Raw genomic sequence first — 23,173 nt, forward strand, 5'->3', positions numbered from 1 at the left:
CGGGTAGTCGCTATACATTTGCTATCCGTTTCCTTTAAGAAAGTAACTATATTATGTTTCCCCCCGAAAAGTGCGAACAAGCTCCGGAGCAACACAAAGAAAGAATCTTGGCCCTTAAGGATTCCCTCGAGCTGTTGAGCGGTAAGTGGAAGTTTTGTATCCTGCTGAATTTGTACAATTACGGTACTCTGCGCTTCAAGGACTTGCAGCAAACGTCGGTGGGCATTACGCCCAAGGTGCTGTCGAAAGAGCTGCAGGAATTAGAAGAAAATCAGCTTGTTACGCGCACGGTCAATGCCACCAAGCCCGTTACGGTGTCATACGCCCTCACGCCCCACGCCATCGAAATCCAGCCCGTCATCAATGCCTTAATAGAATTTGGCTTGAAACATCGCACGAAAATTAAGAACAACTGGAGCCAGTTAGCCAACCAGTAGCGCTGCTGGAACGGCCACCCCGTCGATTTTCGTTGAGGCAGGGCCGATAGGCTAGCCACCGATTAGGGCTTGTGCTGCAAGGTGGTTTCACGGCCCCAATCTGAAAGCTGGGCCCGTGAAACGGGTTGGGCGGCTGTTAGGCTTTGATATGCAGTGCCTCAATCTTACTGGTGGCTACGTCAGTTAACATTTTGCAGGCAGTAGATAATACTGCTGCTTGTATTGCGCCAGGGTTACACCGTTATTTCCACGGGGTTGCCGTCGGGGTCGGCCACTATGCTTTCGTAGTACCCGTCGCCGGTGGTGCGTGGCTCGCCGAGTACGGTATAGCCGGCCGCGCGCAGGCGTTCCGTCAGGTGGTCGACAGCTGCTTGGTCGCCGGTGGCGAAAGCTAGGTGCGCGTATCCCGCGCGTAGCTCGTTTTGCGTGGTTGGGGCAACCAAGAGCTCCGGCCGGTGCATGAGCTCGAGCCGGGCTCCGGATACAAAGCGCAGAAAATAAGAGGTGAAGCGTCGGGTGGGGTTGTGGTAGCGGTTCGAGGCCGTAGCCCCAAAGTACGTGGTGTAGAAGTGGCGGGATTGTTCTAAGTCGGTGGTCCAAAGGGCTACGTGTTCGATGGTCATGCGGAACTTGCTGAAAAACGGAGGGAAGATGAAACGACGGCAAGTTGGCTTCATCGGCCCCGGTACCGCTACCCCGCTATTGCCTCATTTCGGCTCTGGATTACCCGAATTCACTACCTTCATCTGTTGCTTGGCCGCTCTTCTTCGCAAAGCATCCGCGCATGATCAAACGGGCAACCTTAGAAGCAGTAGAGCCGACTCCGGGTAGCTCCTTGGCTGCTTTCCGCCACGACGTGGCCAACCCCTGCCCGGTGCATTGGCATTATCATCCCGAATACGAGTTGGTATACGTGCCCCACGGCAGCGGGCAACGGCAAGTGGGTCGTCATGTCGGCCGCTACGACCAGGGCGAGTTGTTGCTGCTTGGGCCCCACGTACCGCACCTAAGTTACGGCTTCGGTCAACGCGCTCCTTTCCGCGAGGTAGTGGTGCAGTTCCGCGCTGACTTGCTTGGCCCCGGGTGGTTGGAAGCGCCCGAACTCGGCCCGGTGCGCAGCTTGCTTCAGCAGGCGCAGGGTGGGCTGGTGTTTGCCGACGCCGTGCGCCGCAGCGTGGGCCCGCAAGTAGAGCAACTACCAGAGTTGCCGCCTTGGGAGCGTCTATTAAGCCTGCTGGCGATTCTGGGGCAGTTAGTTGGCGCCCCCAGCCTGGGCCTCGAAGCGAGTGTACCAGCCCCACCACCCTTGGCTCAGCAGCGACTCAACCGCGTATTGACGCTGCTGGATCAGCGCTTACCCAAACCGGTGTCGGTGGTAGAACTAGCCGACGCGGCGGCTTTGTCGGTGCCCGCGTTCTGCCGGTTTTTCAAAAAGATGACGCAGCGCACGGTAACCGAGTTTATCAACGAGTGGCGGGTGCAGCATGCTTGCCTGCTGCTGCGGGAAGACGTTTCGATAACGGAAGTGGGTTACGCGAGTGGCTTTTTGCACCTCTCCCACTTCAACCGCCTGTTCCGCCGCTCTACCGGCCTGACCCCTTCGGCCTACCGCGCTAGATTAGCTGTGTAAGCAAGTGCCCGTTAGCCATAAAGGTGGCACGCAAAGGCTGACTACGTATAAACCACAATACGTACGGTAGCGCTTGCGTGATAACTACGTATAATCGACCTTTGTAGTCCGTACTTATACTAGCTATCCGTGCTTAATCCTTACGCTTCTTTATCTGTTGAGCAGGCCCGCCGTCTGGCGGTCTATTTTGCGTTGCGTGCTCCAACGCACCTCTTTCTTGCTTCTACTCCTCATCAGCAATTATTGCTGGAAACGTTTCTGCGCGGGGAACTGACAATGGACCAGGTGCTGGTGCATTTAGAAGCGCACGAATACGAGCGGGAGCGGCCGCCAGTCATTGGGCAGGCTTAAGTAAGTTGAGCGACGCTCATAAGCTAGGCAACTGACTAACAACCGAGTACGTGATTGCAAGCGCAGGTTTTTTACTCCCGGTAGGGGTTAGGGCCTTGCTCTCAGCACGTGGCAGCTAACCAAGAATGCCAGTTGTCATCTAGGCGTGCGTGTACTTACAGGTCTTGTCTTTGCCGCGCTATCAAAGGGGAGGCGCGCCGACTTGGACTTTAGCGAGGCTAGTTGATTTTTGGGCACCTGCTCCCACCGGATTAAGTTTCACCGGCGCAACTCGTTGTGTGGCTGGGCGGTGGGAAGGCTAAATACTAGCCGGCCTAGGTTGGTGCTTGCCCTCAGGTTCCTTGATTGTGCGAGTTTTCTTTTCTAGTAGTTGGCTTAAAAGGCTATCGGTTCTTCTTGTTATCTTTATCTCGCAACGGCGAAATGCCTAAGTAGTGGAGGTAGCGATAAATAGTGGCCCGACCAACCCCGAGCATCCGGCTGATTTGAGCTACCGTTCTGTTTTTCTTGACATACAGAATTTCTGCGGCCTGCGCTTTCGAGAGGGCTTCTACCGTTAACCCTTTCGGTCGCCCCGGTGCCCCCACAACCGAGACGGAGACGGTTGCGCGTTCGCGCTGCCGATCCTGCTCGAACTCGGTTAGCACGGCAACCAGGGCAAACAGTCCTTGTCCGGCCGAAGTGGTGGTGTCGAGTTGGTCTTGCAGGCTCACAAAGTGCACGCCTTGCTGGGCAAAACCTTGCAGAAGTTCCAGCACGTCTTTGAGCGTACGCGCCAGCCGGTCCAGCTTACAAACCACTAGGGTATCACCGGCCTGCAAAAGGGCAAGCAGTTGCCGTAAGGCCAGCCGCTCTTTGCCGGTACCCTCGTCCTCTTCTGTTATGTGGGCGCAGCCGTAGGTTCGCAAGGCCTCAAGCTGCGGGGCCAGGGGCTGGTGGGAAGTCGGACGGGCATAACCATACACCATATGGCGGGAGAGAAAAGGAGGGGAACAAGCAATGGGCGGACCTAAAATTCTAGCCTTCCGCCATTCTGATGGGTTTGGCCGAGGTTAATTACCCTGGTCGGTGGCTGTGCTTACCTGCTTTAGCTGCGGACTAGGCGGGGCTTTTGCGCTTTACACGCGGTTAACAGCATAACCTGCACCTCCTGCCTGGGCCATTTCAACCATGGGCTACTTACCAACGGAGCCGGGCAGGTGGAGACGGGCGGCTTTTACTTAGCCATAACAAGGTCGCTGAGTGGTTCTCGATACCTGATGATGCCTCGCTAAGCAAGCACGCAGGCAACTACCGCCGCTATTAAGCTAGCAGGGCGCCAACAACACTCTCTGCTCTTTCGACAGTAAGCAATGAGGTAGCAACCGCTGGCCGAGGGGTAGGACGCCATACTTTCCAAGGAGCTTGGCCCGTTTGCCAAAGCTCCTCGAGCAGGGTGCGGTCACGCAACGTATCCATGGGCTGCCAGAAGCCCGTGTGCCGATACGCGTGCAGTTGCCCCTGCGCGGTTAGCTGCTCGAGCGGCTCTTTTTCCCATACTGTCTGCTCATCGGCAATGTAGTCGAGCACGGCGGGCTCGAGCACAAAGAAGCCGCCGTTGATCCAAGGGGTTTCGCCTCCAAGCGGCTTCTCAGTGAAGTTCTGCACCCGGCTCGACTCGTCGCTCAGGTTGAAGACCCCGAAGCGGCCGGGCTGGCGTACGGCCGTGAGCGTGGCCAGCGCCCCGTGGGCGCGGTGGTGTTTAATGGAAGCCGAGATGTCGACATCGCCCACACCGTCGCCATACGTGAGGCAGAACGTGCTGTCGCCGATGTACTCGCGCACGCGGCGCAGCCGGCCCCCAGTCATGGTTTCCTGGCCGGTGTCAACGAGCGTGACGGTCCAGGGCTCGGCATGCGCGCGGTGTACGTGCAGCTCGTTGTGCTCAAAGCGGAACGTAACGTCGGCCTGGTGCAGGAAGTAGTCGGCAAAGTACTGCTTAATAAGGTGGCCTTTGTAGCCGCAGCAGATTACAAAGTCGGTGATGCCGTGGTGGGCGTAGGTCTTGAGGATGTGCCAGAGGATGGGCTGGCCGCCAATCTCGACCAAAGGCTTGGGGCGCACGGCACTCTCCTCACTAATGCGGGTGCCATAGCCCCCGGCAAAAATAACGGCCTTCATGATGCAAATACGTGTGGTGTGGTAAGCAGAAACAGAACGGAGCAACACACCTTTCTAGCGTAATGATGGCTAGAGAGGCAAAACTAAGTATGGTAGCAATAAAAGAATGATTGTAAATATTCAAGTAATATTCCTTCTAAACAACAAATAGATCAGGAAAAGATAAAATTTAATGTCTGCTTGCCATACAAGGATACCTAGCAAGTAGTACCCACTGCGAGATTGTTCTCGCTTATAGTTTAGGTTGAAACTACTTCTTGACTACCGTGCCACAACGCAATTAAAGCGAGATCTGCTGCGGCTGTTGTCCAAAGCCCCTGCTCCCTGAACTAATTCTAGTCGTTGCAGCCCACTGGCTTCGCATCCAGCATAGCTGGCACAGAAACCAATTCTACATCGGTAAATGTGCGTAAGTACGCTTCGATGAAGGGCTTATGTGCCGCCCCAACAATTAAGAGGGCCCGCCCCCCCGCAATCGGGGCCGTGGCCTCCCGAATAGCCACGGCCATGCGTAAGTTCTGGGCTTCCCAGGCGGCAACCCGTTGGCGTCCTACGCGGCCGATTTTCTCGCTCCCAAGCATCGATAGCCACTGCGCTTCGGCGTCCAACTCGGCAAAGCGCGTTGAATTTTTCCACTTCATCACCGGCATCACTTCGGCAGCGCTGGCCAGCTTCAGGGCTTCTTCTGGTACCGCCCGGAATTCGGGCGTGTTGTGGTTGAACCGATCCACTTGGCTCGGCTCGGCGGCGACTGCTGTTTTGAAGGCAGTGAAATCGGGCTGGGCCACGTCGCTTAGATGGTCTCCGGCCCCGTACACCCGCTCCAATCCGAGGTCCGCCGCCAGGCGAGCAGCCAGCGAAGACATTTCGTTGCGCATAGTGGCAAAAAGGTTGACCTGTTTGGCAAGTGCAGGGGAAATGCCATCAGCCCCGATGCGCTCTGCCACAGGCAACCGTAGCCATTGGACGGCCGCCGACAACGGCTCGGCAGCCGCTACGAACAAGCCGGCTAGACGTCGCCGTTCGGCAGGCGTTAAGTTGCCTTTTTTGCTTAGTTCATGGGCTTGCACCAGGGCCTGAGCCGCCGAAAGATGAAGGTCGGATTGGGCCGTTTTGGCCATTTCCAAGGTCGGACCGGCGTACTGGCTAGCCGTGCCGTGATAGGCCGCGTACGCATCCAGGCCCATGATTTGCTCCCCCGACATAGCCTCGGTTAGAATAAGGTCGGGCTTATAGGCGCGCAGCCGACAAAGGACCGGCTCCAGCCAAGCAACCTGGAAAGACGCCGGGGCCGTGTCGAGATGGCCGAGGCCAAAAATCATTACCTGGGTAGGCGCAATAGCTAGTTTTTGCTTCGCCCCAGCTGGATTAACTGGCTGTTCGCCTTTGGCGGGCAGGTACTGAGAGGAAGAGGTGTTCGGAGGCGTTGTTTTACAGGCAGACACTACCACTAGTACCCCCACTAGTATTCGACTCAAAGAAGCTGCTCTGCCTAAGCACCATCGACCTAGATCAACTGCTTTAAAGAAGCGTAACCGGCTGCGAAGTTGCGTGTTATCTGCACAGGCGACAGAGGGGGAGGGCGTACTATGAAAGTGAGACATCAACACAAGACCTAGGAACAATTTAGAAAGCTTGAACTGCCTTTTTCCCTCAGGACGAGGAAGTAAGCTTGGTGACGCCAAGTGCAGCAAAGCTCCGGGCTAGCAATTAAGCCTTGAAAAGGCATTAATACACTAAGCATATCATCGGGCAGACAGGTTAAACCTGCCGTTTTCTTGCCGGTATACCCAATACAGCAGTTTTCTTTAAGCTAACGACATTGTTATGCACGCCCCCAGTGGACCTCGTCTAGAAGCGTGACTGAAAAGGGCCCGTTAATCATTTGCCGCTGAGCATTCAACGACGTTTTACCTCTCAACGAGCCAACCTACTTTTGCGGGCAGGGCGTTGCCAGGGTGCGAGGGGACGCTAGGTCTAGTGGGGCAAGTGTAGGGCCGCGCCAATCAAGGCTACCATGGCGAGCGTGAGCGCGCAGGCCCGCAGACCGATGACGCTGTCCCAGCGCGTTTGCAGGGCGCGGGCATCGGGCGGGGTGTAGCCCTGGCGCGCTGCCGCAGTTTGGCGCTTATTTACGGGCTGGGCCACAAGTACGTAGGCCGCCAGCTGCGTCAGCAACCCGAGCAGGGCCAGCAGCGCCAAGCAGCCGGGCTGGGTTGCCCATCCGCCAGCAGCAAAAAAGAGTCCTCCGGTACTGAGCAGGGCCGTGCCCCCAATGATGGGCATGCGGGCATCGGCCACGGCGTGCAACTGGCCTAGCACCTGCGTGAGGCTGGCCGCGTCGGCCCGGCGCAGGGCCGGGCGGGCAATAAGGGCAAAGAAAACATCGACGCCGTACACGACGCCGCTACTGAGCAAGGCCAGCGCCACCAGCCCCTGCGGCCATAACGGACTCATAATGCGGGCCGGGCAAGCAGCGCCGGTTGCTGGGTGCCGGCCGGAGTCGTCGGGCGGACGGTGAAAAGGGAAAAGGCCAAGGGCAGCAACAAGCCTATGGCCACGAAATGGGGCATGGCGAGAGCCAGCGAAGCGGTAGGCTGGCTCAGCACGATGGCGGCATCCACACAGGGAACCAGGGCGCCGAGCAGCAACACCCAGGCCAAGGGCCGGTCGTAGCCTAGCGAGGCGAAGACAACCAGCAGCAGGCCCGAGAAGATGTCGCGAATGCCTTTGGCGTAGTGAAAGGCGTAGTGCGTGTCGGTGGCTGGCAGGAACACGCCGAAGCCTTCGGCCCCCAGGCGTGGGGCCAACAGGAAGCGAAGACCGAGGAAAATCATTCCCAGGCCGATGAGCAGACTTAGGCTGCGAGAAAGCGAGCGACGCATACTTGATTGATGATTGGTACGACCCAAAGGTGGGGCCGCGCAGTCCACTCAGTCATTCACCTAAGTGCATAAATGCACAAGGCTACGATTGGCCCGCCAACCAGCTCGCCGTTAGCTTCGGAAAATAGGCTACCAACGCCGTGCTACTGGCCGCACCCCACCCCCCGCGGCTGCACTCGAAGTAGCTGAACTTGCTGCCCATGCGCTGGTCGGAAGCGCTTATTCGAACACGAAGACCGTGGAAAAGGCAGTAATCAATTCAGAAACTGCAATAGACCGTACCCGGCATTGTTAACAACCACATCGAGGGAGCCGAACTGGTTGTGTGCTTGTTGCACGGTGGCCACGCACTGGGCGCGGTCGGTAATATCGAGCGCCAGGGGCAGGAAGGCCGCGCCATACGTGTCGGCTAGGTCTTGTAGGCCGGCTACGTTGCGGGAAGTAGCCGCCACGTTGTCGCCGCGTTTCAAAAAAGCTTCAGCCCAAATTTTCCCGAATCCGCGGGAAGCGCCGGTGATAAAGATTGTCTTTGCCATCTCTGTCTTAGTAAATAAGTGATGGCGCAAAATTCCGGCGCTAACCCACCGCCCAGCTGATACAAAAGGCGGAAGTTGTGATACAGATCAACGTCGGGATATAGCGGATTGGCACCACTGCTCCCACTCAGCGGGGTTCGAGGAATGAGCACTGTGTGAGTGAGCAATAGCATTTGCCTTGAGTTCCTAGCGAGTAAGGCCCCGCCGCTGGTCGATTGATTTCTTGATTAAAGTCAAGAGGAATTCTTGCCAGCTAGGTTCACCTTTGCGAGGCCGCCTTCACAAACAAGTGGTACGTGTTAACCCCCATTGGTTGGCAAGGGGAGGCATTTCAAGCTAAGGCAAGCATTTTATGCAAATCGGAATTGATAGTTTCGCGGCGGCGCTGCTCGACAATGGTACGGGCCGCACCCCTAGCGGCGCAGAAGCAATGGGGCACTTGCTCGACCGTATCGTGCTGGCCGACCAGGTGGGGTTGGATGTATTTGGTATTGGCGAACACCACAAAGCAGAATTCCTCGACTCGGCCCCCGCCGTTATTTTGGCGGCCGCCGCGGCCCGCACCCAGCGCATTCGCCTGACCAGCGCCGTGACCGTGCTCAGCGCCGCCGACCCAGTGCGCGTGTTTCAAGAATTTGCCACGCTGGATTTGATTTCGCAGGGCCGGGCCGAAATGGTGGTGGGGCGTGGCTCGTCCATTGAGGCGTTTCCGCTGTTCGGCTTCGACCTCGATGACTACGACGCTTTGTTCAAGGAAAAGCTGGAGTTGCTGCTCGCCATTCGGGGCAACGAGCAACTGCATTGGAAAGGCAAGTTCCGGCCGGCCCTGCAGGGGCAGGGCATTTACCCCCGACCTGTGCAGCCGCAGCTGCCCATTTGGCTAGGAGTAGGGGGCACGCCGCAGTCGTTTGTGCGGGCCGGTACGCTGGGCCTCCCCCTGATGGTGGCCATCATCGGGGGCGATACGCACCGTTTTCGGCCCTTGGTGGACCTGTACCGGGAAGCGGGCCAGCGGGCCGGGCACGCCCCCGAGCAGCTGCAAGTGGGCTTGCACTCGCTGGGCTACGTAGCCGATACGACCGAGGAGGCAGTAGAGGAATTTTACCCTGGCTACGCCCGTACGTTCACCAACCGGTCGCGGGAGCGGGGCGGCCCGCCCGTGACCCGGGGGCAGTTCAATGCGCAGCTTGGGCCGCTGGGGGCCCTGCTGGTGGGCAATCCGGAGGAAGTGGCGGCCAAGATCCTGCGCCACGGCGAGGCCTTGGGTGGCATCTCGCGAGTCACGTTTCAACTGGACGTCGCCACCCTGCCGCACGCCAAGCTACTGCGGGCCATTGAGCTGCTAGGTTCGCGCGTCGCCCCGTTGCTGCGGGCCTGAACCTTAGGACCTACTCATGAAAAGCAGCGTGCGGCTCCGGCGCAGACCGCCGAGCAAGAGCCGGATGCAGGTCCGCCATTGGGTAGTTGCTGCCAAAATAAACAGCTTAGTAGCAAGGCGTTGCCAACTGCCGCGTCGAGTAGTGAGTTAACCAGTAACAGCTTTCCTTTTACTTGGTCGTGCTGCTCTGAGCAGGCGGCCGCAACCCCTTCTTTCTATGGCTAGTACCATCACCAAAACCATCAACATCCAGGCTAGCCCCGAGCGAGTGTGGGAGTTCATCAACGACTTGTCTAACTGGCCGCAATGGGCTATTCACAACGTGTTCAGCGCCACGCCCGGCGAAAACGGATACTGGAACATGGAAGGCCCCCGTGGCACGCAGCACGTGAAAATGGTGTCGAACCGGGAGCTAGGCATCCTCGACCAAGAGTTTAATGACCCCGTGGAAGGCAACTGGTTGGTGCCGTGCCGGGTGGTGGCCGGCAGCGAAGGCGCCCACTTCATGATGACCTTCACCAAGCCCGTGGTAATGCCCGATGAGCCCTTTTACCAAGCCGTCGAGCTGATTGAGCAGGAAATGGGCAAGCTCAAAGAACTGCTGGAGAAAGGCTAGACTACGTTAGCTGTTTCATAGTCTGGAAAACCATCTGTCCTGCTTGACCTGGCGTCCGCTTGCCGAAGCATCTCGCGTGTTGAGGTTGTACAGTATAAGGTTGCCAAAGCAACGGTCCTGCTGAGCGCAGCCGCCTAGGTAGTTTTCCTTGTTTATAAACAAGGAAAACTACCTAGGCGGCTTTGTCGGGGTGGGAAATGGCTTGTCCGTCGGGGCAGATAACCACCGGCAAGTCGTCGGCCGTGCATTTCGAGGTGCCCACGAGGTAGCCGCTGAAAAAATCCTTGAGCTCGTGGGAGAGGGGCGACCACTGAAAGCCAATGAGCCGCACCCCTACGAAGGCGGGCCGGTAGGTGGCTTGCCAACTCGTCAGCAAGTCGTGCAGCACGGGGTAAAGCAGCTGCTCGGGCGGGTCCCAGGGCTTGAGCAGGTAGTAGTCGAGCTGGGCCGCATTGACGGCCCGAATGGCCACGGCGGTATCGGCGTAGGCAGTTAGCAGCACGCGCTTGGCCTCGGGAAACAGGGCTAGCGCGCGGGTAAGCATTTCCACGCCTTCCACTTCGGGCATGCGCTGGTCGGCCAGCACCAGGGCCAGCGGCTCCACGCGGGTGCGCAACTCAGCGAGCGTTTTGAGCGCTTCCGGGCCTGAATTCGCGCTCAGGATGCGCTACTCCTGCTGAAACTCGCGGCGCAGGTCTTGGCTGATGGCCGCAAGCACCTGCGGGTCATCGTCAACTACCAGGATGGCGGGCTTTTTCATAGCTTACTAAAGGGAAAAAGATTCGTCTTCTGCGGAAGTTGCCGGGCCCTAGCGGGGGTAGGTGATGCCCGTGAGTTGCTCGCTGAGCGTCCAGAGGCGGTCGGCATTCGCCGCATCTACCGCGTAGGCCATGACGCCGGTCATGGGGCGTGGGGTAGGGGAGCTATCCGGCGTGTAGATGGTCGCAATGTCATTGTCTTCGCAGTACACCCCACCTAGGCCGGCTAGCTGCGGGCTGGTAGCGCACCACACGCTGGTAGACGCGCCTTGGGCTACCGTTTTCAGGCCCCGAGCGGGGTCCAGCACGATGTTGCCGGCTTCATCGACGGCGCCCATTTGCCGCAGCTGCTCTGGCGTGACGTACTTGCTTAGCCCCGTGCCGGCAATACTGCCCGGATGCAAAGAGAAAGCTCGAATTCCTGCCGCGTGTCCGCGCTGGTCCAGCCCAAGGGCAAAAAGCACGTTGGCCGTTTTCGATTGGCCGTAGGCCACCCAGGGGTCGTAAGCCTGACGCTCGAAATTCGGGTCATTAAACAAAACCGGCGAGATACGATGCCCCCTCGACGACACCGCCACCACCCGCGCCCCCTGCGCTTGCACCAGCGCCGGCCAGAGACGGCCGGTTAGCTGGAAGTGCCCAAGATGATTGGTCGCCAGCTGCGACTCGTACCCACGAGCATCGCGGGCGAGAGGATTGGCCATGATGCCCGCGCTAAGCACCAGCAAGTGCAACGGCCGGCCACTCGCTAAAAACCGGGCCGCCAAGGCGTCAATAGAAGCCGGGTCGAGCAAATCCAGCGTTTCCAATTCCACGCCAGCTAAGTCCTGTAGGGCAGGAGCCGCTCGGGCACGGTCGCGGGCCGGCACAATAACGTGGGCACCGGCGCCGTGCAACGCCCGCACAGTTTCCAGGCCTAGGCCGGCGTAGCCCCCGGTCACCAGCGCCACCTGGCCGGTGAGGTCGAGCCCCCGGATAACGTCGGTGGCGGTGCTGGCTGCGGTAAAGCCCGACCCTAGGGGTTGCTGCGGAGTGGGCTGATAGCTAGGGGCAAAAGCGAATGAATCCGACATATAGGGAAGTGAAGTATAAGCAACTGATGAGTAGCGTGTTGTAGCTTCTGGTTCCGCCGGAAGCCGCTGATAGCACCTGTGGCGACTTGCCGGAGGCGAACGGCTCGCCGGAAAGGCGGTTGCTGCGTGAGCATGAGGCGCCTAGGCGCCTAGGGGGGCTAGCCAATGGGTAGCCAGGTCGTAAATTCAGTGCGGCCCGGCTCGGAGGCAACTTCCATCCGCCCGCCGTGCTCCTGCACGATGCGCCGGGCAATGTCGAGGCCTAGGCCACTGCCCTCGCCCAAAGGCTTGGTGGTGTAGAAGGGCTCGAACAAATGCGCCAGCACCTCAGGCGTGATACCCACACCGTTGTCCTGCACGCCCACCACCAGGCTGTTGCCGCGCTGCTCAGCGCGCACCGTCAGTTCTCCGCCGGTGGCGGGTAGCGCGTCCAAGGCGTTGTCAATCAAATTGGTCCAGACCTGGTTGAGACTGGCGGGCTGACCTGTTATCAGCGGCAGGTTGGGGGTGTAGGCGCGGGTGAGGTGCACGTTTTTCTCTCGCAGTGCGTGCGCAAACAGGTGGAGCGTACTGTCGAGGCCGGTGGTCACGGCCAGCTTTTCGGGGCCGGTAGCGCGGTCCATGTGCGAGTAGGTTTGCACGTCGCCTACCAGAGTACTAATGCGCCGGGAGGCCTCACTGATGTCGCGGGTGAGGCGCGCAGCCGTGAGGTGTCCGCTGAGCCAGGTGAAGGCGGCGGACCGGGCGTGGGTGGGCATTTGGTTTGCCAGTGGGGCGAGGACCGCCACCCCCAAACCGGCATCGAGCAAGCCCGCAGTTAAACTATAGCCATCAGGACAACCTTGCGTTTCCAGCCAGGCGGCCAGCTCGTCTTCGCGGTCGGCAGCTTCCAAAGCCGATACGGGTGGGGGCAGCTCCGCTGGCAACACGGTCAGTGCCGTAAGGGCCGCCATTGTTTCGGCGGGCGGACAGGTGGCCAGCAGCTCAATCAGTTGGGTTGGAATAACTTGCAAGGCAATGGTAAGCGAAGCCGCCGCCCGGCTAATAGCGGCCGCCGGGTTGTTTAACTCGTGCGAGAGACCGGCCGAGAGCTTGCCTAGGGCGCGCAGCTTGTCGTCGCGCTCCTGCATACGCACCAGGTCACGGGCCCGGTCGTTCATGATGCCCACCAGGCGCTGCACCAGCTCGGGGCTTTCCTGCTCCAGGGTTGGAAAGTGGCGGCTAGGTAGCTCATACAGCACCGTTTCGCCCACGGCCACGCCCTGCGCCGGAAAATACTGGAGCCGGGAATACGGCAGCAGGCCGCCCACGTCGCCGGGCGCCAAGCGGAACCCCCGGGCACTGGCATCGCCCGGCAGTTGGGTGTAGGTGCCGCCTTGCACCACGGCCAGCAGCTTGTCGGCGGGGGCACCGGCTAGCACCACGGTTTCGCCGTCGGCATACTGGCGCAGCTCCCCGGCTTGCCGCAGCCAGTCTAATACCTTGGGCGGTAAGCCTTGAAAGGCGGTGATGTGGTCAAGAGCAGTAGGGTCGGGAGGCAATAGCTGAGCCATGCGCGTGCGAACGAAACGATGGTCAAGTAGCCTAGTACTCCGCAAACTCCTGGTCGGGGTAGCAATACACCCAGTATTCGCCGGGCTCGGCCGACGACACCACCGGGTGCTGGGTGGCGCGGAAGTGCTTGGTTGCGTGCTTGTTCTTGGACTGGTCGCAGCAGCCCACGTGGCCGCACTCCTGGCAGGTGCGCAAGTGCACCCAGGTGTCGCCCAAGGCCACGCACTCGGGGCAGACGTGCTGCGGGGCGGTTTTCAGATGCGCCGGGTCGAGCGCCGAGAGGTGAGAACAGAGAGCAGCCATTGCAAAAGCGTTAAAAGTCAACTAGTAAAAGGCCTAGGCAAGAGCTGCCAAGCACCCGACAAAGGTGCCAGCGTTCCTACCCCTTAAGCATTGATTTTTATCAAGAAAAGACTCTTAATTGGCACTGTGCAGCGCCTGTTAGCATGCCGCCCAGCCAGTTCCAGTAGGGGGCGATTCTTGACAAAAGTCAACGAAACAGGCAGGACGTAGAAAATACTTTTGCCTTCCTGCCTGTCCAAGGGCGCGCGTAAGGCGGCCTACGCATTGCTTACCAGCGGCATACCGGGCGGCGTGGTGGCTGCCGCCGACGAGGCTCGCAGAACGGGCGTCTAGATTTGACGGCGCTCCGCCAGATGGGCAACTAACCCAACTTCTTACCATCTCCTTTTTTTCATGTCAGATACCGTATTAGTGACTGGTGCCACGGGCACCGTCAGCTCCGAAGTGGTGAAGGCCCTGGCCGGCCGGGGCGTCACCGTGCGCGCCGGTGTGCGCTCGGCCGACAAAGCGGCGGATTTGCGAGCACTCGACCCCGCCGTACAACCCGTCGAGCTGGATTACACCCGCCCTGAAACGGTACAAGCCGCTTTCGATGGAGTGAACCGCGTTTTTTTGCTCACGCCTTTTACCGTCGACCAGGTGGCCATCGGCAAGCAGCTGATAGACGCGGCCCGGCAAAGCGGGGTGCAGCAGGTCGTGCTGCTGTCGGGAGCTGGCGCCGATGCGCAGCCCGGCACCCAAATCAACCATTGGCACCGCGCCGTGGAGGTGTACCTCGCGCAAAGTGGCCTGCCCTATACCGTGCTGCGACCTAGTGGCTTTATGCAGAACTTCTTGACGTACAATGGGGACTCCATTCGCCAGCAGAATGCTTTCTACCTGGCTATCGGCGAGGGCCGCGTCAACTACATCGATGTGCGCGACATTGCCGCCGTGGCCGCTACCGTGCTTACCACGCCGGTGAGCGCGCATCAGGACCAAATTTATACCCTCACCGGGCCCACGGCCGTTAGCTCCCAAGAGGTGGCGGCGGCCTTGAGCGCGGCCACCGGGCGCACCATTAGCTACGTGGCAGTGCCCGAAGAAGCCGCTGCCCAAGCCCTAACACAAGCCCCTGACTGGATGCGCACTAGCTTGCTGGAGCTCTACCGCCTCTATAAAAACGATGGCGCCGCCTGGGTAACCCCCACGGTAGCAGAGCTCATTCAGCGCCCGCCGCACAGCATCGGGCAGTTTGCCCAAGACTACCGCGAGCAGTTCGCCGCCTCCTAGCCGAGGCCAGCCGTCGGGTCCGTGCCCCCGCAGCAGCACGATTACCATTCCAATACTTCCTTTCAAGACGTGCTACGCATGAAAAAGCTTACTAGTAAAGTGGCGCTGATTACCGGCGGGACTACCGGCATCGGCTTGGCCACCGCTAAAGAATTTGCCGAACAAGGCGCGCAAGTCATCATCACTGGGCGCCAGCAAAACACTGTGGACGAAGCCGTTCGCCAAGTAGGCAGCCAAGTCTTAGGTCTGGTTTCTGACACCAGCAAACTCAGTCAAGTTGAGTTGCTTCAGGCGCAGGTGAAGGAATTGACTCCGCACCTGGACATCCTGTTCATCAATGCCGGCATCGCCCTGCTTGGCCCCATCAGCGACGTGACGCCCGCCTCCTTCGACGCGACAATGAACACCAATTTCAAAGGCGCTTACTTCACCATTCAGGCGCTGCTGCCACTGCTGCGGCCGGGCGGGTCTATCATTCTCAATACCTCTATCAACGCGCACATCGGCATGGCCGGCGCCAGCGCGTACGCCGCCTCCAAAGCGGCGCTTCTTTCCCTGGCGCGTAACCTGTCTGCCGAGCTGATTCCGCAGAAAATCCGGGTCAATGCCATCAGCCCCGGCCCGATTGCTACGCCGCTGCATTCCACCGAAAAATTTGGCATTACCAACGAGCAATTGCAGCAAATGGGCGACGGCATCCGCAGCCAGATTCCTTTGGGACGCTTCGGCACGCCGGAGGAAATAGCCAAGGCGGCGCTGTTCCTGGCTTCGAGCGATTCTTCGTTCATGCTTGGGGCCGAAATGATAATCGACGGTGGCATGGCCACGCTGTAAGCTATTGAGGTTAAGTGTTTAAACAACTGAGCCTAGCATCTTGTGGACGATGCTAGGCTCAGTTGTTTTTTTAGAATAAGCAGGATAACGGCGTCCTATTCGTCCACTAGCACGGGGGCGCCGGCTGCGGCCTTTAGGGCCACTACTACCCGCTGGTAGGGTCGGGGCTTAGATGCGCTCGGCCAAATAAGCCGCTACTTCGGCTAGGCGGTTCGAGAAGCCCCACTCGTTGTCGTACCACGAGGCCACCGACAGCAACTGGCCCTGCTTAGCCGTCAAGGGGAGGTCGATGAGGGCCGTGTGCGGGTCGGCCACGATGCGGCAGGAAGCCCACTCGTCTTCCAGCACGTCGAGCACGCCCTGCAGCGGCCCTGCCTGGGCAGCGCGCTGGAATGCGGCCTTTACCTCGTCCACGGTACACTCCTTTTCCGTCACTAGGTTTAGCTCCGCGATGCTGCCCGTGCGGGTGGGCACGCGGTAGGCTTTACCCGTGATTTGTAGGTCGGGCCAGATGAATTGCAGAGCCCGCGCCGCCCCCGACGACGAAGGAATAATGTTCTCGGCGGCGGCCCATGAGTCGCGCCGGTCTTTCATAGGCTGGTCGGTCAGCGACTGGCTGTTGGTGTAGGAATGCACGGTCGAAAACAGGCCGTACTGGATACCGAAGTTCTCTAGAATAACCTTGATAGGTGCGGCCAGCGCGTTGGTGGTGCAGCTACCCATGCTGATAATGTGGTGCTGGGCCGGGTCGAACGTTTCCAGGTTGATGCCCTTGAGTAGCACCGCGTCGCAGTCAGCCAGCGTCTTGCTCGGCGCGCTCACCAACACGTACTTGGCCCCCCGGTCGAGGTGGGCCTGCGCGCCGGCCCGGGTGGTCGCCCGGCCAGTGCAATCCACTACTAAGTCCACGCCTAGGGCGGCCCAATCAGGGATTTCAGTGGCCGAATTCAGGTAGGGGATGTCCCGCTCCCCGATTCGTAGCTGGCCAGGGGTGCCCGCCACGGCTTCGGGCCAGCGCCCATAGTTGGTGTCCACGGCAAAGAGGGCCGCCAGGGTGGCCTCGTCCCGAATGTCGGATACCGACACCGGTACAAACAGGCGTTCGGTCAGCGCTACGCGCAGAAACTGCCGCCCAATGCGGCCAAATCCATAGAGGGCAATGGTTTTCATAGAGGAAAACAAAGGAGAAAACAACCAGCCAGAAAAACTGAAAAGATTATAATCCGGGGTCCGGCTTCTCTGTTGGTCGGCAGGAAAGCAGGAGGCCCCCGGCTTTGAAGATCATAATCTAAATACTAATCAAAGTATTCATATGCTAAAAAAGAACCATTTGGAGAAGAAATTACCCTCGGGCGTGTAACCTAACCGGCCTTTTGCTCCGAAATTTCAGCACGCGGCCGGCTGCCCGCCTGCTACTCCGCGGCCTTTACTTGAGGTGGGCGCGCAGCATCCAGGCTGTTTTTTCGTGCTGCTCGAGCAGGGCCAGCACGAAGTCGCTCGTGCCCGCATCTTTATGGGTACTTTGCAGTGCGTCGATGTTGCCCCGGATAAATTCAATGATGCTCTCGTGGTCCCGAAGTAACACCCGAATCAGACTGAGGCTGTCGTTGCCGGCGTCGTCATGCTCGGTCAGGTGGGTGAGTTGCAGGAAGGTTTTCAGCGAAGCCGGCGCGTAATGGCCTAGCTGGCGGATGCGCTCGGCTACTTGGTCGGCCCGCTTGGCGGCCTGCTGGTAAAGTTCTTCGAAGTAGCGGTGCATGCTGTGGAAGTCGGGGCCTTCCAGGTTCCAGTGGGCGCGCAGCGTTTTGGTGGAAAGCACAAACTCGTCGGCCAGCAAGGTGGCTAATTGATGGGCCACAACTTCGCGTTGTTCCGCGGCAATACCAATGGTAGTTTTCATCCGTAAGCGGGATAAGAGGTACAGAATATTTCAAGAAAGGGGAAAGTGAGCCTTCCGGCACTACGGGTAAACAGCGTGCGACCGAACTGCCCACCCCGCTGTTTAAGCCAGGGCAAAGGTGGTGGCTGGCTAGCCCCGATTACCATGACTTTTGTCAAGATTATCGATGAATTACAAGGCTACAGAGGCGTTAGGGTGCGGGCTGCAGTAGTGCGGCTCCGGCTTCTGTTACTAGTCAATTCGGTATGAAATGCTGCTAAATAAGAGCCTGCTTAAGGCCTGTAGAGGCTTGGTAGCGCCAGCCGATGGGTAGGCAAATCAAGCTAGATAAAGGCTCCGCTAAAAGGAAGGCTGCTTAGGAGCGCTGCTGGCGGTGGAGCCACGCAATGGTCGGGCCCTCGTCGATGAAAGCGGCCACCTGATAACTGCTCGTACTGTCCTGCGTGAGAATGGGGAGCACTACGCTTTGATAATGCGCGAGATGAGAGGGATATACCAGGTGGGCCCCGAAAATTGGGGCCATCGTGCCAAACGCCGTGGCAACCAACGGACAAAACTCTTCTGTCAGCCACCGCGCCTGTTGCGCGCAGTTGGGTGGACAGCGCCGGACGTCCAGCAGCCAAAACGGACAGTTGTGCTGCTGCGCCATTTTTAGCAGGTAGCGGTAACCAGCTTCAAAGTCGGCATCGGTGCGCATTTGCTGAATCCAGCGCGCTACCAGCACATTTTCTTGGCGGCGGTACGAAATATCTAGGAACTGTTGCATAAGGTGGTCAATCAAAAACATTCGCTCCGGCTAGGCCGGTTCTGCCAGGCTTTGCCTACGCGGGCTTCGGGCGCAGCGCTATCCGGAGCCCGCGTAGGCAAACCGCTGCGGCAACACTACCCCCGGGCCAAGGCCCGGTTAGGCTCCCGCCCCCACGCCCAGCAGCTGCCGTTCCCATTGTAAGGCCGCGCCGCTGCCGCCACCGTGCTCAAATAAGATTTCGGCCACCCCTTCGGTCGTTTCGGTGCGCGCCCAGTCGCGCTGCAGCTCCGAGAGCACGGCCATCCAGGTCATGGGCACGGCCCCGGCCTGCACCATGCGCTGCACCGCCCGCTCGTGCGACTCCGTGGACACGCCGCCCGAGGCATCAGTCACGATATACACCTCGTAGCCCTCGCCCAGCGCCTGAATGGTGGGCATGGCCAGGCAGATTTCCGTCCACCAGCCCGCCATAATCAGCTTCCGGCGGCCCGCCTGCGCCACCTGCCTTACCACGCGCGCGTCTTCCCACGTGTTGATAGTGGTGCGGTTGATGATTTCTTGCCCGGGAAAAACATCCCGGATGCCCTTGAGCAGCAGGCCGCCGCGCTCTTCCACCACCGTGGTTAGGATGGTAGGCACGCCGAACACCTTCGCTGTTTTGGCCAGGCCCACTGCGTTGTTAACCAGCAGGGTCGGCTCGTGGCTGTGCAGGTTGGCAAACTGAAACGGCTGATGATCAATGAGCAGCAGCATACTGTTTTGGGGGGTCAGCAGAGCATCGTAGCCCGTTTTAGGTGATTGGTTGGCGGTCATGTTACCAAGCGTGTAAGGGTTGGAGAATAAGGTTTGTCAGCAAATCCTCCGACAAAAGTGGCGCTCCGGGCTAGCCTCCGCATTGACTTATGTCAATATCCCATCATAGTTAAATCCTGCTTCGTCGTCCTAGCTGTTGCTTTAATTAGCTTGTCACAAATTCCAATCAAATGGTATGGCCGTGCGAATACCAAGGGGCAATCCCAGGCTTTATGCCGCCTGCAAGACGCCCCACATCATCGACGGTGGAAAAGAGTTGTTAACTCGCCTTTGAGGAAAACACACAAAAGCCAGAGCCGGGTAGTTTGCGTCTGGCGCAACTTACCCGGCTCCGGCTTTTGCACATCAAGTCCAATAGCTGGATCTATTCTGAAACTGCCTATCTATCGACCACAATGGATTCCTGTTGACCGATAATACTTTACCAGGGCAGAAGGCCCGTGGAAGAAGAGGTGGTGCCAGTGGGACCGTCGGCCGGCAGCAGGGCCAGCCGGATGGCTTCCGCGGCCCCCTGCGCGGGAGTGTCGGTACCGGCAAAGTTGTTTAAGTCGGTGGCCGTGTAGCCGGGAGCAGCCGAGTTGACCTTGATGGCGGTGTCGCGCAGCTCGTAGGCTAGCTGCACAGTCAGCATGTTTAGTGCGGCTTTGGACGCCGAGTACCCTAGCAGGCCCCAGTCGTTCTGGCCACTGAGCGTGAGCGAGCCCAGCGGACTGGACACGTTGACGATGCGCCCCGCCGCGGCTTGCTTGACCAGCGGTAAAAACGCCTGCGTGACGGCCAGCGTACCGAGGAAATTGGTGCGAAGCACCTGCTCCACGCTGCGTACGTCGGCAGTGCTTGGAACACCGTCGCCGGTCACGTTGATGCCTGCGTTGTTGACCAGAATATCGAGGTGGCCTTCTTGGCGCTGCAACTGCGCCGCGGCAACATCCAAGGTTGCTTGGTTGATTAGGTCCACTTCTAAGAACACTACTTCGCCTTCCGGCGCTAACTCGGCCGCTGCTTGGTGCCCCTTAGTTGCCTCGCGGGCCCCGAGGTATACCCGGCAACCCGCCCGTAGCAGGCCGCGCACAATCTCCAAGCCGATGCCTTTGTTGCCACCGGTCACCAGCGCAATTTTCTTGTTTTCCATGTTGTCTAGGGGTTTGCCTCCCGGCAGCGGGAGGAGAGTAAGTACCCCACAAAGGTTGAGCAGGAAAGCCGTGGGCAGACTTCGCCAATCAAGCCATTTGTTTTAGATTTCAAACACGGCTTGGCTTCGGAACTCGCTTGGCGTTTGGGCCACGTGGCGCTTGAAAAAAGTAGAGAAGTGCGCGACATCAGCAAAGCCCAGACTATCGCCGATTTCCGAAATGCTCCAGGTGGTTTGCTTCAGCAGTATTTTGGCTTCCTGCGCCAGTCGGCGGCTAAGGAGTGTAGTGGTCGTGTGGCCCGTCGTTTCTTTGAGCACGCGGTTGAGGTGATTGACGTGCACGGCTAACTGGTTGGCATAATCGATGGCGGTGCGCAGGCGCAACGGGGGCTGCGGACTGTGGCGCGGAAACTGCTGCTCCAGCAAGTCGGTGAACTGCATGGCAACCCGTTCGGCCGCGCTGTGCGTGGCCAGCGGGGCGGGGGCCGGCTGCAGCTTCTGCACCAAGTGAATCAACTCCCACAAATAGGTGCGCAGCAGGTCATGCTTGTAGGCGTAGCGCGACGAAAGTTCGTGCGCCATCTTCTCGAAAACCGCTTCGAGTGCCGCGCACTCCGCCTCCGATACCTCCCACACGGGGTAGGCGCCGGGCTGGAATATCGGCAGCTCGGCCAGCACCACCCCCGTTCGGGCGGGCAGCAGAAACGCATCGTCGAAAAGGCAGCAGTAGCCTTCCGGCGCTTCGGTGAGGGGCAGCCACCGGTACGGCACGCGCGGCGTAACCAGAAACAAGGTGTTGAGGCCGCGGTGCGGAGCTTGGTCGGCATACTCCACTTGGCTGTGCCCGCGGCAGAGCGTGATTTTATGGTAGGCTCGTCGGCTGAACGACATCGGGGGCGCCTCGCGCAGGTCCGCTAACGGGAAGACGTTGAAATGTCCTACGCCCTGCGCCATATCGGGCGGCGGCAAGACGCCCGCCGCCGACTCAGAAGACGGCGCGCACGCGGCATAGAAAGCGGCTAGGGATTTTGGTTCCATACGAGCAATTGTACGAATCAAACGGGTAAGTAGGCAGCATTTCTACTTGTAGGTCGCAGAAGGTGCCTACAGTTGGCGGCGGATGCGGCTGAGGGTTTCGGCTGTGAGGCCTAGGTAAGAAGCTACCATGTGCTGCGGAATGCGCTGCGCCAGGCCCGGATATTTTTGCAGAAACTCGCGGTACTTTTCCTCGGCCGAATAGCTGATTGCCGAGTGCACCCGACTTTGCGAGGCCATAAAGCTGCGGAGCACCAGGGCTTTAACTACCTGGTCGAACGCCGGAACTTCGCGGCGCAGCCGCTCAAAATCGTCGTTTTTCAGCACTATCACCGTCGAATCCTCCGTAGCCTCGATATGATAGCGGGAGGGCTGACCGGAAAGCAGACTTTCCTGGTCGCTGGCCCACCAGTTTTCCACCGCAAACCCGATGATGTGCTCCAGGCCTTTGGCATCGACCGAATAGGTGCGCAGGCAGCCGCTGGCCACGAAGGCATTGGCCTGCCACACGTCACCGGCCTGAAGTAGGTACTGCCGCTTGCGCAGTGTGCGCACAACACTCACCGCTTTTATCTGCTCGATTTCGGCCAGGGTGAAGAATGCTTTACTCTGCAGATACTGCTCAAACACGGCAAACATGGACGGAGGCTAGGATGGTACCAAGCGCAAAAGAAAGACTTTTTGCTTGGCTCCATCCTAGCCCCCGTTGCTGTTGGTTGAACAACGGCCTACCAAGGTAGCCGCCAGAGACTACCCTTACCCTACGGTAGCAAGAGCACCGAGCCCGTGGTGCGCCGGGCTTCCAAGTCCGCGTGGGCCCGGGCGGCTTCGGCAAGGGGGTAATTCTGCGTCGTCAGCTCCCCAAACCAACCTTGTTGGAGGGCAGCGTATACATCCGCCGCGGCCTGCTCCAGCGCCGCTTGGGTGGGCAGGTAGGTGCCCAGCACGGGCGAAACAACGGTAAGCTGCCGTTGGGCGAGCACGGCGGGCGTCAGCGGTTGGGGCCGTCCCGACGACGAACCGTAGAGCACGAGCGTACCACCGGGCTTTACTACGGGCACGGAGGCGTTAAACGTTGCTTGTCCCACGCCATCATACACCACATCAACCCCCTGCCCGGCCGTGATTTTCAGCACGCGCGCCGCCAAGTCTTCTTGGTCGAGGGCAACGGCGTAGTCCAGGTAGGGCTGCACCGCGGCCAGCTTCGCGGCCGTGCCCACCGTGCCGATAACGGTGGCACCCAGCGCCCGGGCCCAGCGCGCCGTGAGTGAGCCCACGCCGCCGCCCGCGGCGTGTACCAGCACCACGCTGCCGGCCTGCACCGGATAAATACGCCGCAGCAAGGCCCACGCCATCAGCCCCTTGGTTGTCACGGCGGCCGCTTGAGCTAAGGAGATATCATCGGGTATACGCACCAGGCCGTTGGTGGGCATCAGCCGTACTTCGGCGTAGGCCCCCACCACAAAGTGATACGCAACCCGGTCGCCCACTCGGAAGCTGGTCACGTCTGGTCCGACGGCCTCAATGGTGCCCGCCGCCTCGACACCGGGCACGAAGGGAAAGGAGGCCACCGCGAAGCTGCCGTTGCGGAAGTAGGTATCAACAAAGTTGACGCCGATGGCTGCCTGACGCACCCGCACCTGTCCCGGCCCGGGCGCCCCAATTTCTTCCCGGCCATACACCAGGACCGAAGGCGGCCCGGGCGCTTGCATATACACGACGCCGGTGGGGGCGGCGGCTGAAAGAGGTTCCATAGAG

26 protein-coding genes are annotated in these 23,173 nt (G+C 59.5%); 7 read left to right on the forward strand and 19 right to left on the reverse strand.

Annotation, left to right across the window (positions count from 1 at the left end):
- The first annotated feature begins 53 nt into the window (after window positions 1–53).
- Entirely contained in the window at window positions 54–437 is a 384-nt protein-coding gene (locus P1X16_RS21695) for a helix-turn-helix domain-containing protein (RefSeq protein WP_277233711.1), read from the forward strand.
- 233 nt (window positions 438–670) lie between these two features.
- Here the strand turns inward: P1X16_RS21695 and P1X16_RS21700 are convergent, their stop codons facing one another.
- Entirely contained in the window at window positions 671–1,060 is a 390-nt protein-coding gene (locus P1X16_RS21700; protein ID WP_277233713.1) for a VOC family protein, read from the reverse strand.
- Window positions 1,061–1,221: 161 nt separating this feature from the next.
- Here P1X16_RS21700 and P1X16_RS21705 point away from each other — a divergent pair, with 161 nt between their 5' ends.
- Complete coding sequence (locus P1X16_RS21705) at window positions 1,222–2,067, forward strand: AraC family transcriptional regulator (RefSeq protein WP_277233715.1); 846 nt, start codon at window positions 1,222–1,224, stop codon at window positions 2,065–2,067.
- Between the two features lie 129 nt (window positions 2,068–2,196).
- The gene (locus tag P1X16_RS21710) at window positions 2,197–2,418 is read left to right on the forward strand and encodes a hypothetical protein (RefSeq protein ID WP_277233717.1); all 222 of its coding nucleotides are present in this window, start codon (window positions 2,197–2,199) and stop codon (window positions 2,416–2,418) included.
- A gap of 383 nt (window positions 2,419–2,801) precedes the next feature.
- Here P1X16_RS21710 and P1X16_RS21715 read toward each other — a convergent pair whose 3' ends face one another.
- The 6 genes from P1X16_RS21715 to P1X16_RS21740 all read right to left on the reverse strand — a co-directional run bounded on the left by P1X16_RS21715 (window position 2,802) and on the right by P1X16_RS21740 (window position 7,999).
- A complete protein-coding gene (locus tag P1X16_RS21715) occupies window positions 2,802–3,386 on the reverse strand; it encodes a recombinase family protein (RefSeq protein ID WP_277233718.1) in 585 nt (194 codons plus the stop codon).
- Window positions 3,387–3,720: 334 nt separating this feature from the next.
- Window positions 3,721–4,578, reverse strand: a complete 858-nt coding sequence (rfbF, locus tag P1X16_RS21720) for a glucose-1-phosphate cytidylyltransferase (protein WP_277233720.1) — start codon at window positions 4,576–4,578, stop codon at window positions 3,721–3,723.
- Between the two features lie 335 nt (window positions 4,579–4,913).
- On the reverse strand, window positions 4,914–6,056 hold the full coding sequence (locus tag P1X16_RS21725; RefSeq protein ID WP_277233722.1) for a DUF5694 domain-containing protein: 1,143 nt from the start codon (window positions 6,054–6,056) through the stop codon (window positions 4,914–4,916).
- A 499-nt stretch (window positions 6,057–6,555) separates the two neighbouring features.
- Complete coding sequence (locus P1X16_RS21730; RefSeq protein ID WP_277233724.1) at window positions 6,556–7,035, reverse strand: DUF1772 domain-containing protein; 480 nt, start codon at window positions 7,033–7,035, stop codon at window positions 6,556–6,558.
- Window positions 7,032–7,463, reverse strand: coding sequence for a DUF4267 domain-containing protein (locus P1X16_RS21735; protein WP_277233726.1), 432 nt, complete (start codon window positions 7,461–7,463; stop codon window positions 7,032–7,034). The genes P1X16_RS21730 and P1X16_RS21735 overlap by 4 nt, the downstream gene beginning before the upstream one ends.
- Before the next feature lie 254 nt (window positions 7,464–7,717).
- Complete coding sequence (locus tag P1X16_RS21740) at window positions 7,718–7,999, reverse strand: SDR family NAD(P)-dependent oxidoreductase (RefSeq protein ID WP_277233728.1); 282 nt, start codon at window positions 7,997–7,999, stop codon at window positions 7,718–7,720.
- 352 nt (window positions 8,000–8,351) lie between these two features.
- Between P1X16_RS21740 and P1X16_RS21745 the strand changes: the two genes are divergently transcribed.
- On the forward strand, window positions 8,352–9,377 hold the full coding sequence (locus P1X16_RS21745; protein WP_277233729.1) for an Atu2307/SP_0267 family LLM class monooxygenase: 1,026 nt from the start codon (window positions 8,352–8,354) through the stop codon (window positions 9,375–9,377).
- A 217-nt stretch (window positions 9,378–9,594) separates the two neighbouring features.
- The gene (locus P1X16_RS21750; RefSeq protein ID WP_277233731.1) at window positions 9,595–9,993 is read left to right on the forward strand and encodes an SRPBCC family protein; all 399 of its coding nucleotides are present in this window, start codon (window positions 9,595–9,597) and stop codon (window positions 9,991–9,993) included.
- 172 nt (window positions 9,994–10,165) lie between these two features.
- On the opposite strand, the gene P1X16_RS21755 is transcribed toward P1X16_RS21750, so the two are convergent.
- The 4 genes from P1X16_RS21755 to P1X16_RS21770 all read right to left on the reverse strand — a co-directional run bounded on the left by P1X16_RS21755 (window position 10,166) and on the right by P1X16_RS21770 (window position 13,681).
- Window positions 10,166–10,657, reverse strand: a complete 492-nt coding sequence (locus P1X16_RS21755; RefSeq protein WP_346771261.1) for a response regulator — start codon at window positions 10,655–10,657, stop codon at window positions 10,166–10,168.
- A 144-nt stretch (window positions 10,658–10,801) separates the two neighbouring features.
- The gene (locus tag P1X16_RS21760; RefSeq protein WP_277233733.1) at window positions 10,802–11,824 is read right to left on the reverse strand and encodes an oxidoreductase; all 1,023 of its coding nucleotides are present in this window, start codon (window positions 11,822–11,824) and stop codon (window positions 10,802–10,804) included.
- Window positions 11,825–11,982: 158 nt separating this feature from the next.
- Window positions 11,983–13,377, reverse strand: coding sequence for an ATP-binding protein (locus P1X16_RS21765; protein WP_277233734.1), 1,395 nt, complete (start codon window positions 13,375–13,377; stop codon window positions 11,983–11,985).
- Between the two features lie 31 nt (window positions 13,378–13,408).
- A complete protein-coding gene (locus P1X16_RS21770) occupies window positions 13,409–13,681 on the reverse strand; it encodes a UBP-type zinc finger domain-containing protein (RefSeq protein WP_277233736.1) in 273 nt (90 codons plus the stop codon).
- A 393-nt stretch (window positions 13,682–14,074) separates the two neighbouring features.
- Between P1X16_RS21770 and P1X16_RS21775 the strand changes: the two genes are divergently transcribed.
- Together P1X16_RS21775 and P1X16_RS21780 are read left to right on the forward strand one after the other, a co-directional pair.
- The gene (locus P1X16_RS21775) at window positions 14,075–14,953 is read left to right on the forward strand and encodes an SDR family oxidoreductase (protein ID WP_277233737.1); all 879 of its coding nucleotides are present in this window, start codon (window positions 14,075–14,077) and stop codon (window positions 14,951–14,953) included.
- A 78-nt stretch (window positions 14,954–15,031) separates the two neighbouring features.
- Window positions 15,032–15,787 (forward strand): SDR family oxidoreductase, encoded by a 756-nt coding sequence (locus P1X16_RS21780; protein WP_277233739.1) that lies wholly within the window; start codon window positions 15,032–15,034, stop codon window positions 15,785–15,787.
- Between the two features lie 168 nt (window positions 15,788–15,955).
- Here P1X16_RS21780 and P1X16_RS21785 read toward each other — a convergent pair whose 3' ends face one another.
- The 8 genes from P1X16_RS21785 to P1X16_RS21820 form a co-directional block, all read right to left on the reverse strand.
- Window positions 15,956–16,957: a glyceraldehyde 3-phosphate dehydrogenase NAD-binding domain-containing protein gene (locus P1X16_RS21785; protein WP_277233741.1), complete on the reverse strand. Its 1,002-nt coding sequence runs from the start codon at window positions 16,955–16,957 to the stop codon at window positions 15,956–15,958.
- Between the two features lie 256 nt (window positions 16,958–17,213).
- A complete protein-coding gene (locus P1X16_RS21790; RefSeq protein ID WP_277233743.1) occupies window positions 17,214–17,687 on the reverse strand; it encodes a DNA starvation/stationary phase protection protein in 474 nt (157 codons plus the stop codon).
- A 355-nt stretch (window positions 17,688–18,042) separates the two neighbouring features.
- Window positions 18,043–18,453, reverse strand: a complete 411-nt coding sequence (locus P1X16_RS21795; RefSeq protein ID WP_277233744.1) for a hypothetical protein — start codon at window positions 18,451–18,453, stop codon at window positions 18,043–18,045.
- 138 nt (window positions 18,454–18,591) lie between these two features.
- Window positions 18,592–19,248, reverse strand: a complete 657-nt coding sequence (locus P1X16_RS21800) for a hydrolase (RefSeq protein ID WP_277233746.1) — start codon at window positions 19,246–19,248, stop codon at window positions 18,592–18,594.
- A 421-nt stretch (window positions 19,249–19,669) separates the two neighbouring features.
- Window positions 19,670–20,380: an SDR family oxidoreductase gene (locus P1X16_RS21805; protein ID WP_277233748.1), complete on the reverse strand. Its 711-nt coding sequence runs from the start codon at window positions 20,378–20,380 to the stop codon at window positions 19,670–19,672.
- A gap of 102 nt (window positions 20,381–20,482) precedes the next feature.
- Window positions 20,483–21,418, reverse strand: a complete 936-nt coding sequence (locus P1X16_RS21810) for a helix-turn-helix domain-containing protein (RefSeq protein WP_277233750.1) — start codon at window positions 21,416–21,418, stop codon at window positions 20,483–20,485.
- A 66-nt stretch (window positions 21,419–21,484) separates the two neighbouring features.
- Window positions 21,485–22,054 carry a Crp/Fnr family transcriptional regulator gene (locus tag P1X16_RS21815; RefSeq protein ID WP_277233752.1) on the reverse strand — a complete coding sequence of 190 codons (570 nt, stop codon included), beginning with the start codon at window positions 22,052–22,054 and terminating at the stop codon, window positions 21,485–21,487.
- A gap of 122 nt (window positions 22,055–22,176) precedes the next feature.
- Window positions 22,177–23,169 carry a quinone oxidoreductase gene (locus P1X16_RS21820; protein WP_277233755.1) on the reverse strand — a complete coding sequence of 331 codons (993 nt, stop codon included), beginning with the start codon at window positions 23,167–23,169 and terminating at the stop codon, window positions 22,177–22,179.
- Window positions 23,170–23,173 lie beyond the last annotated feature (4 nt).

Origin of the sequence: Hymenobacter sp. YC55, from assembly GCF_029433095.1 — a bacterium.
Classification (GTDB): domain Bacteria; phylum Bacteroidota; class Bacteroidia; order Cytophagales; family Hymenobacteraceae; genus Hymenobacter.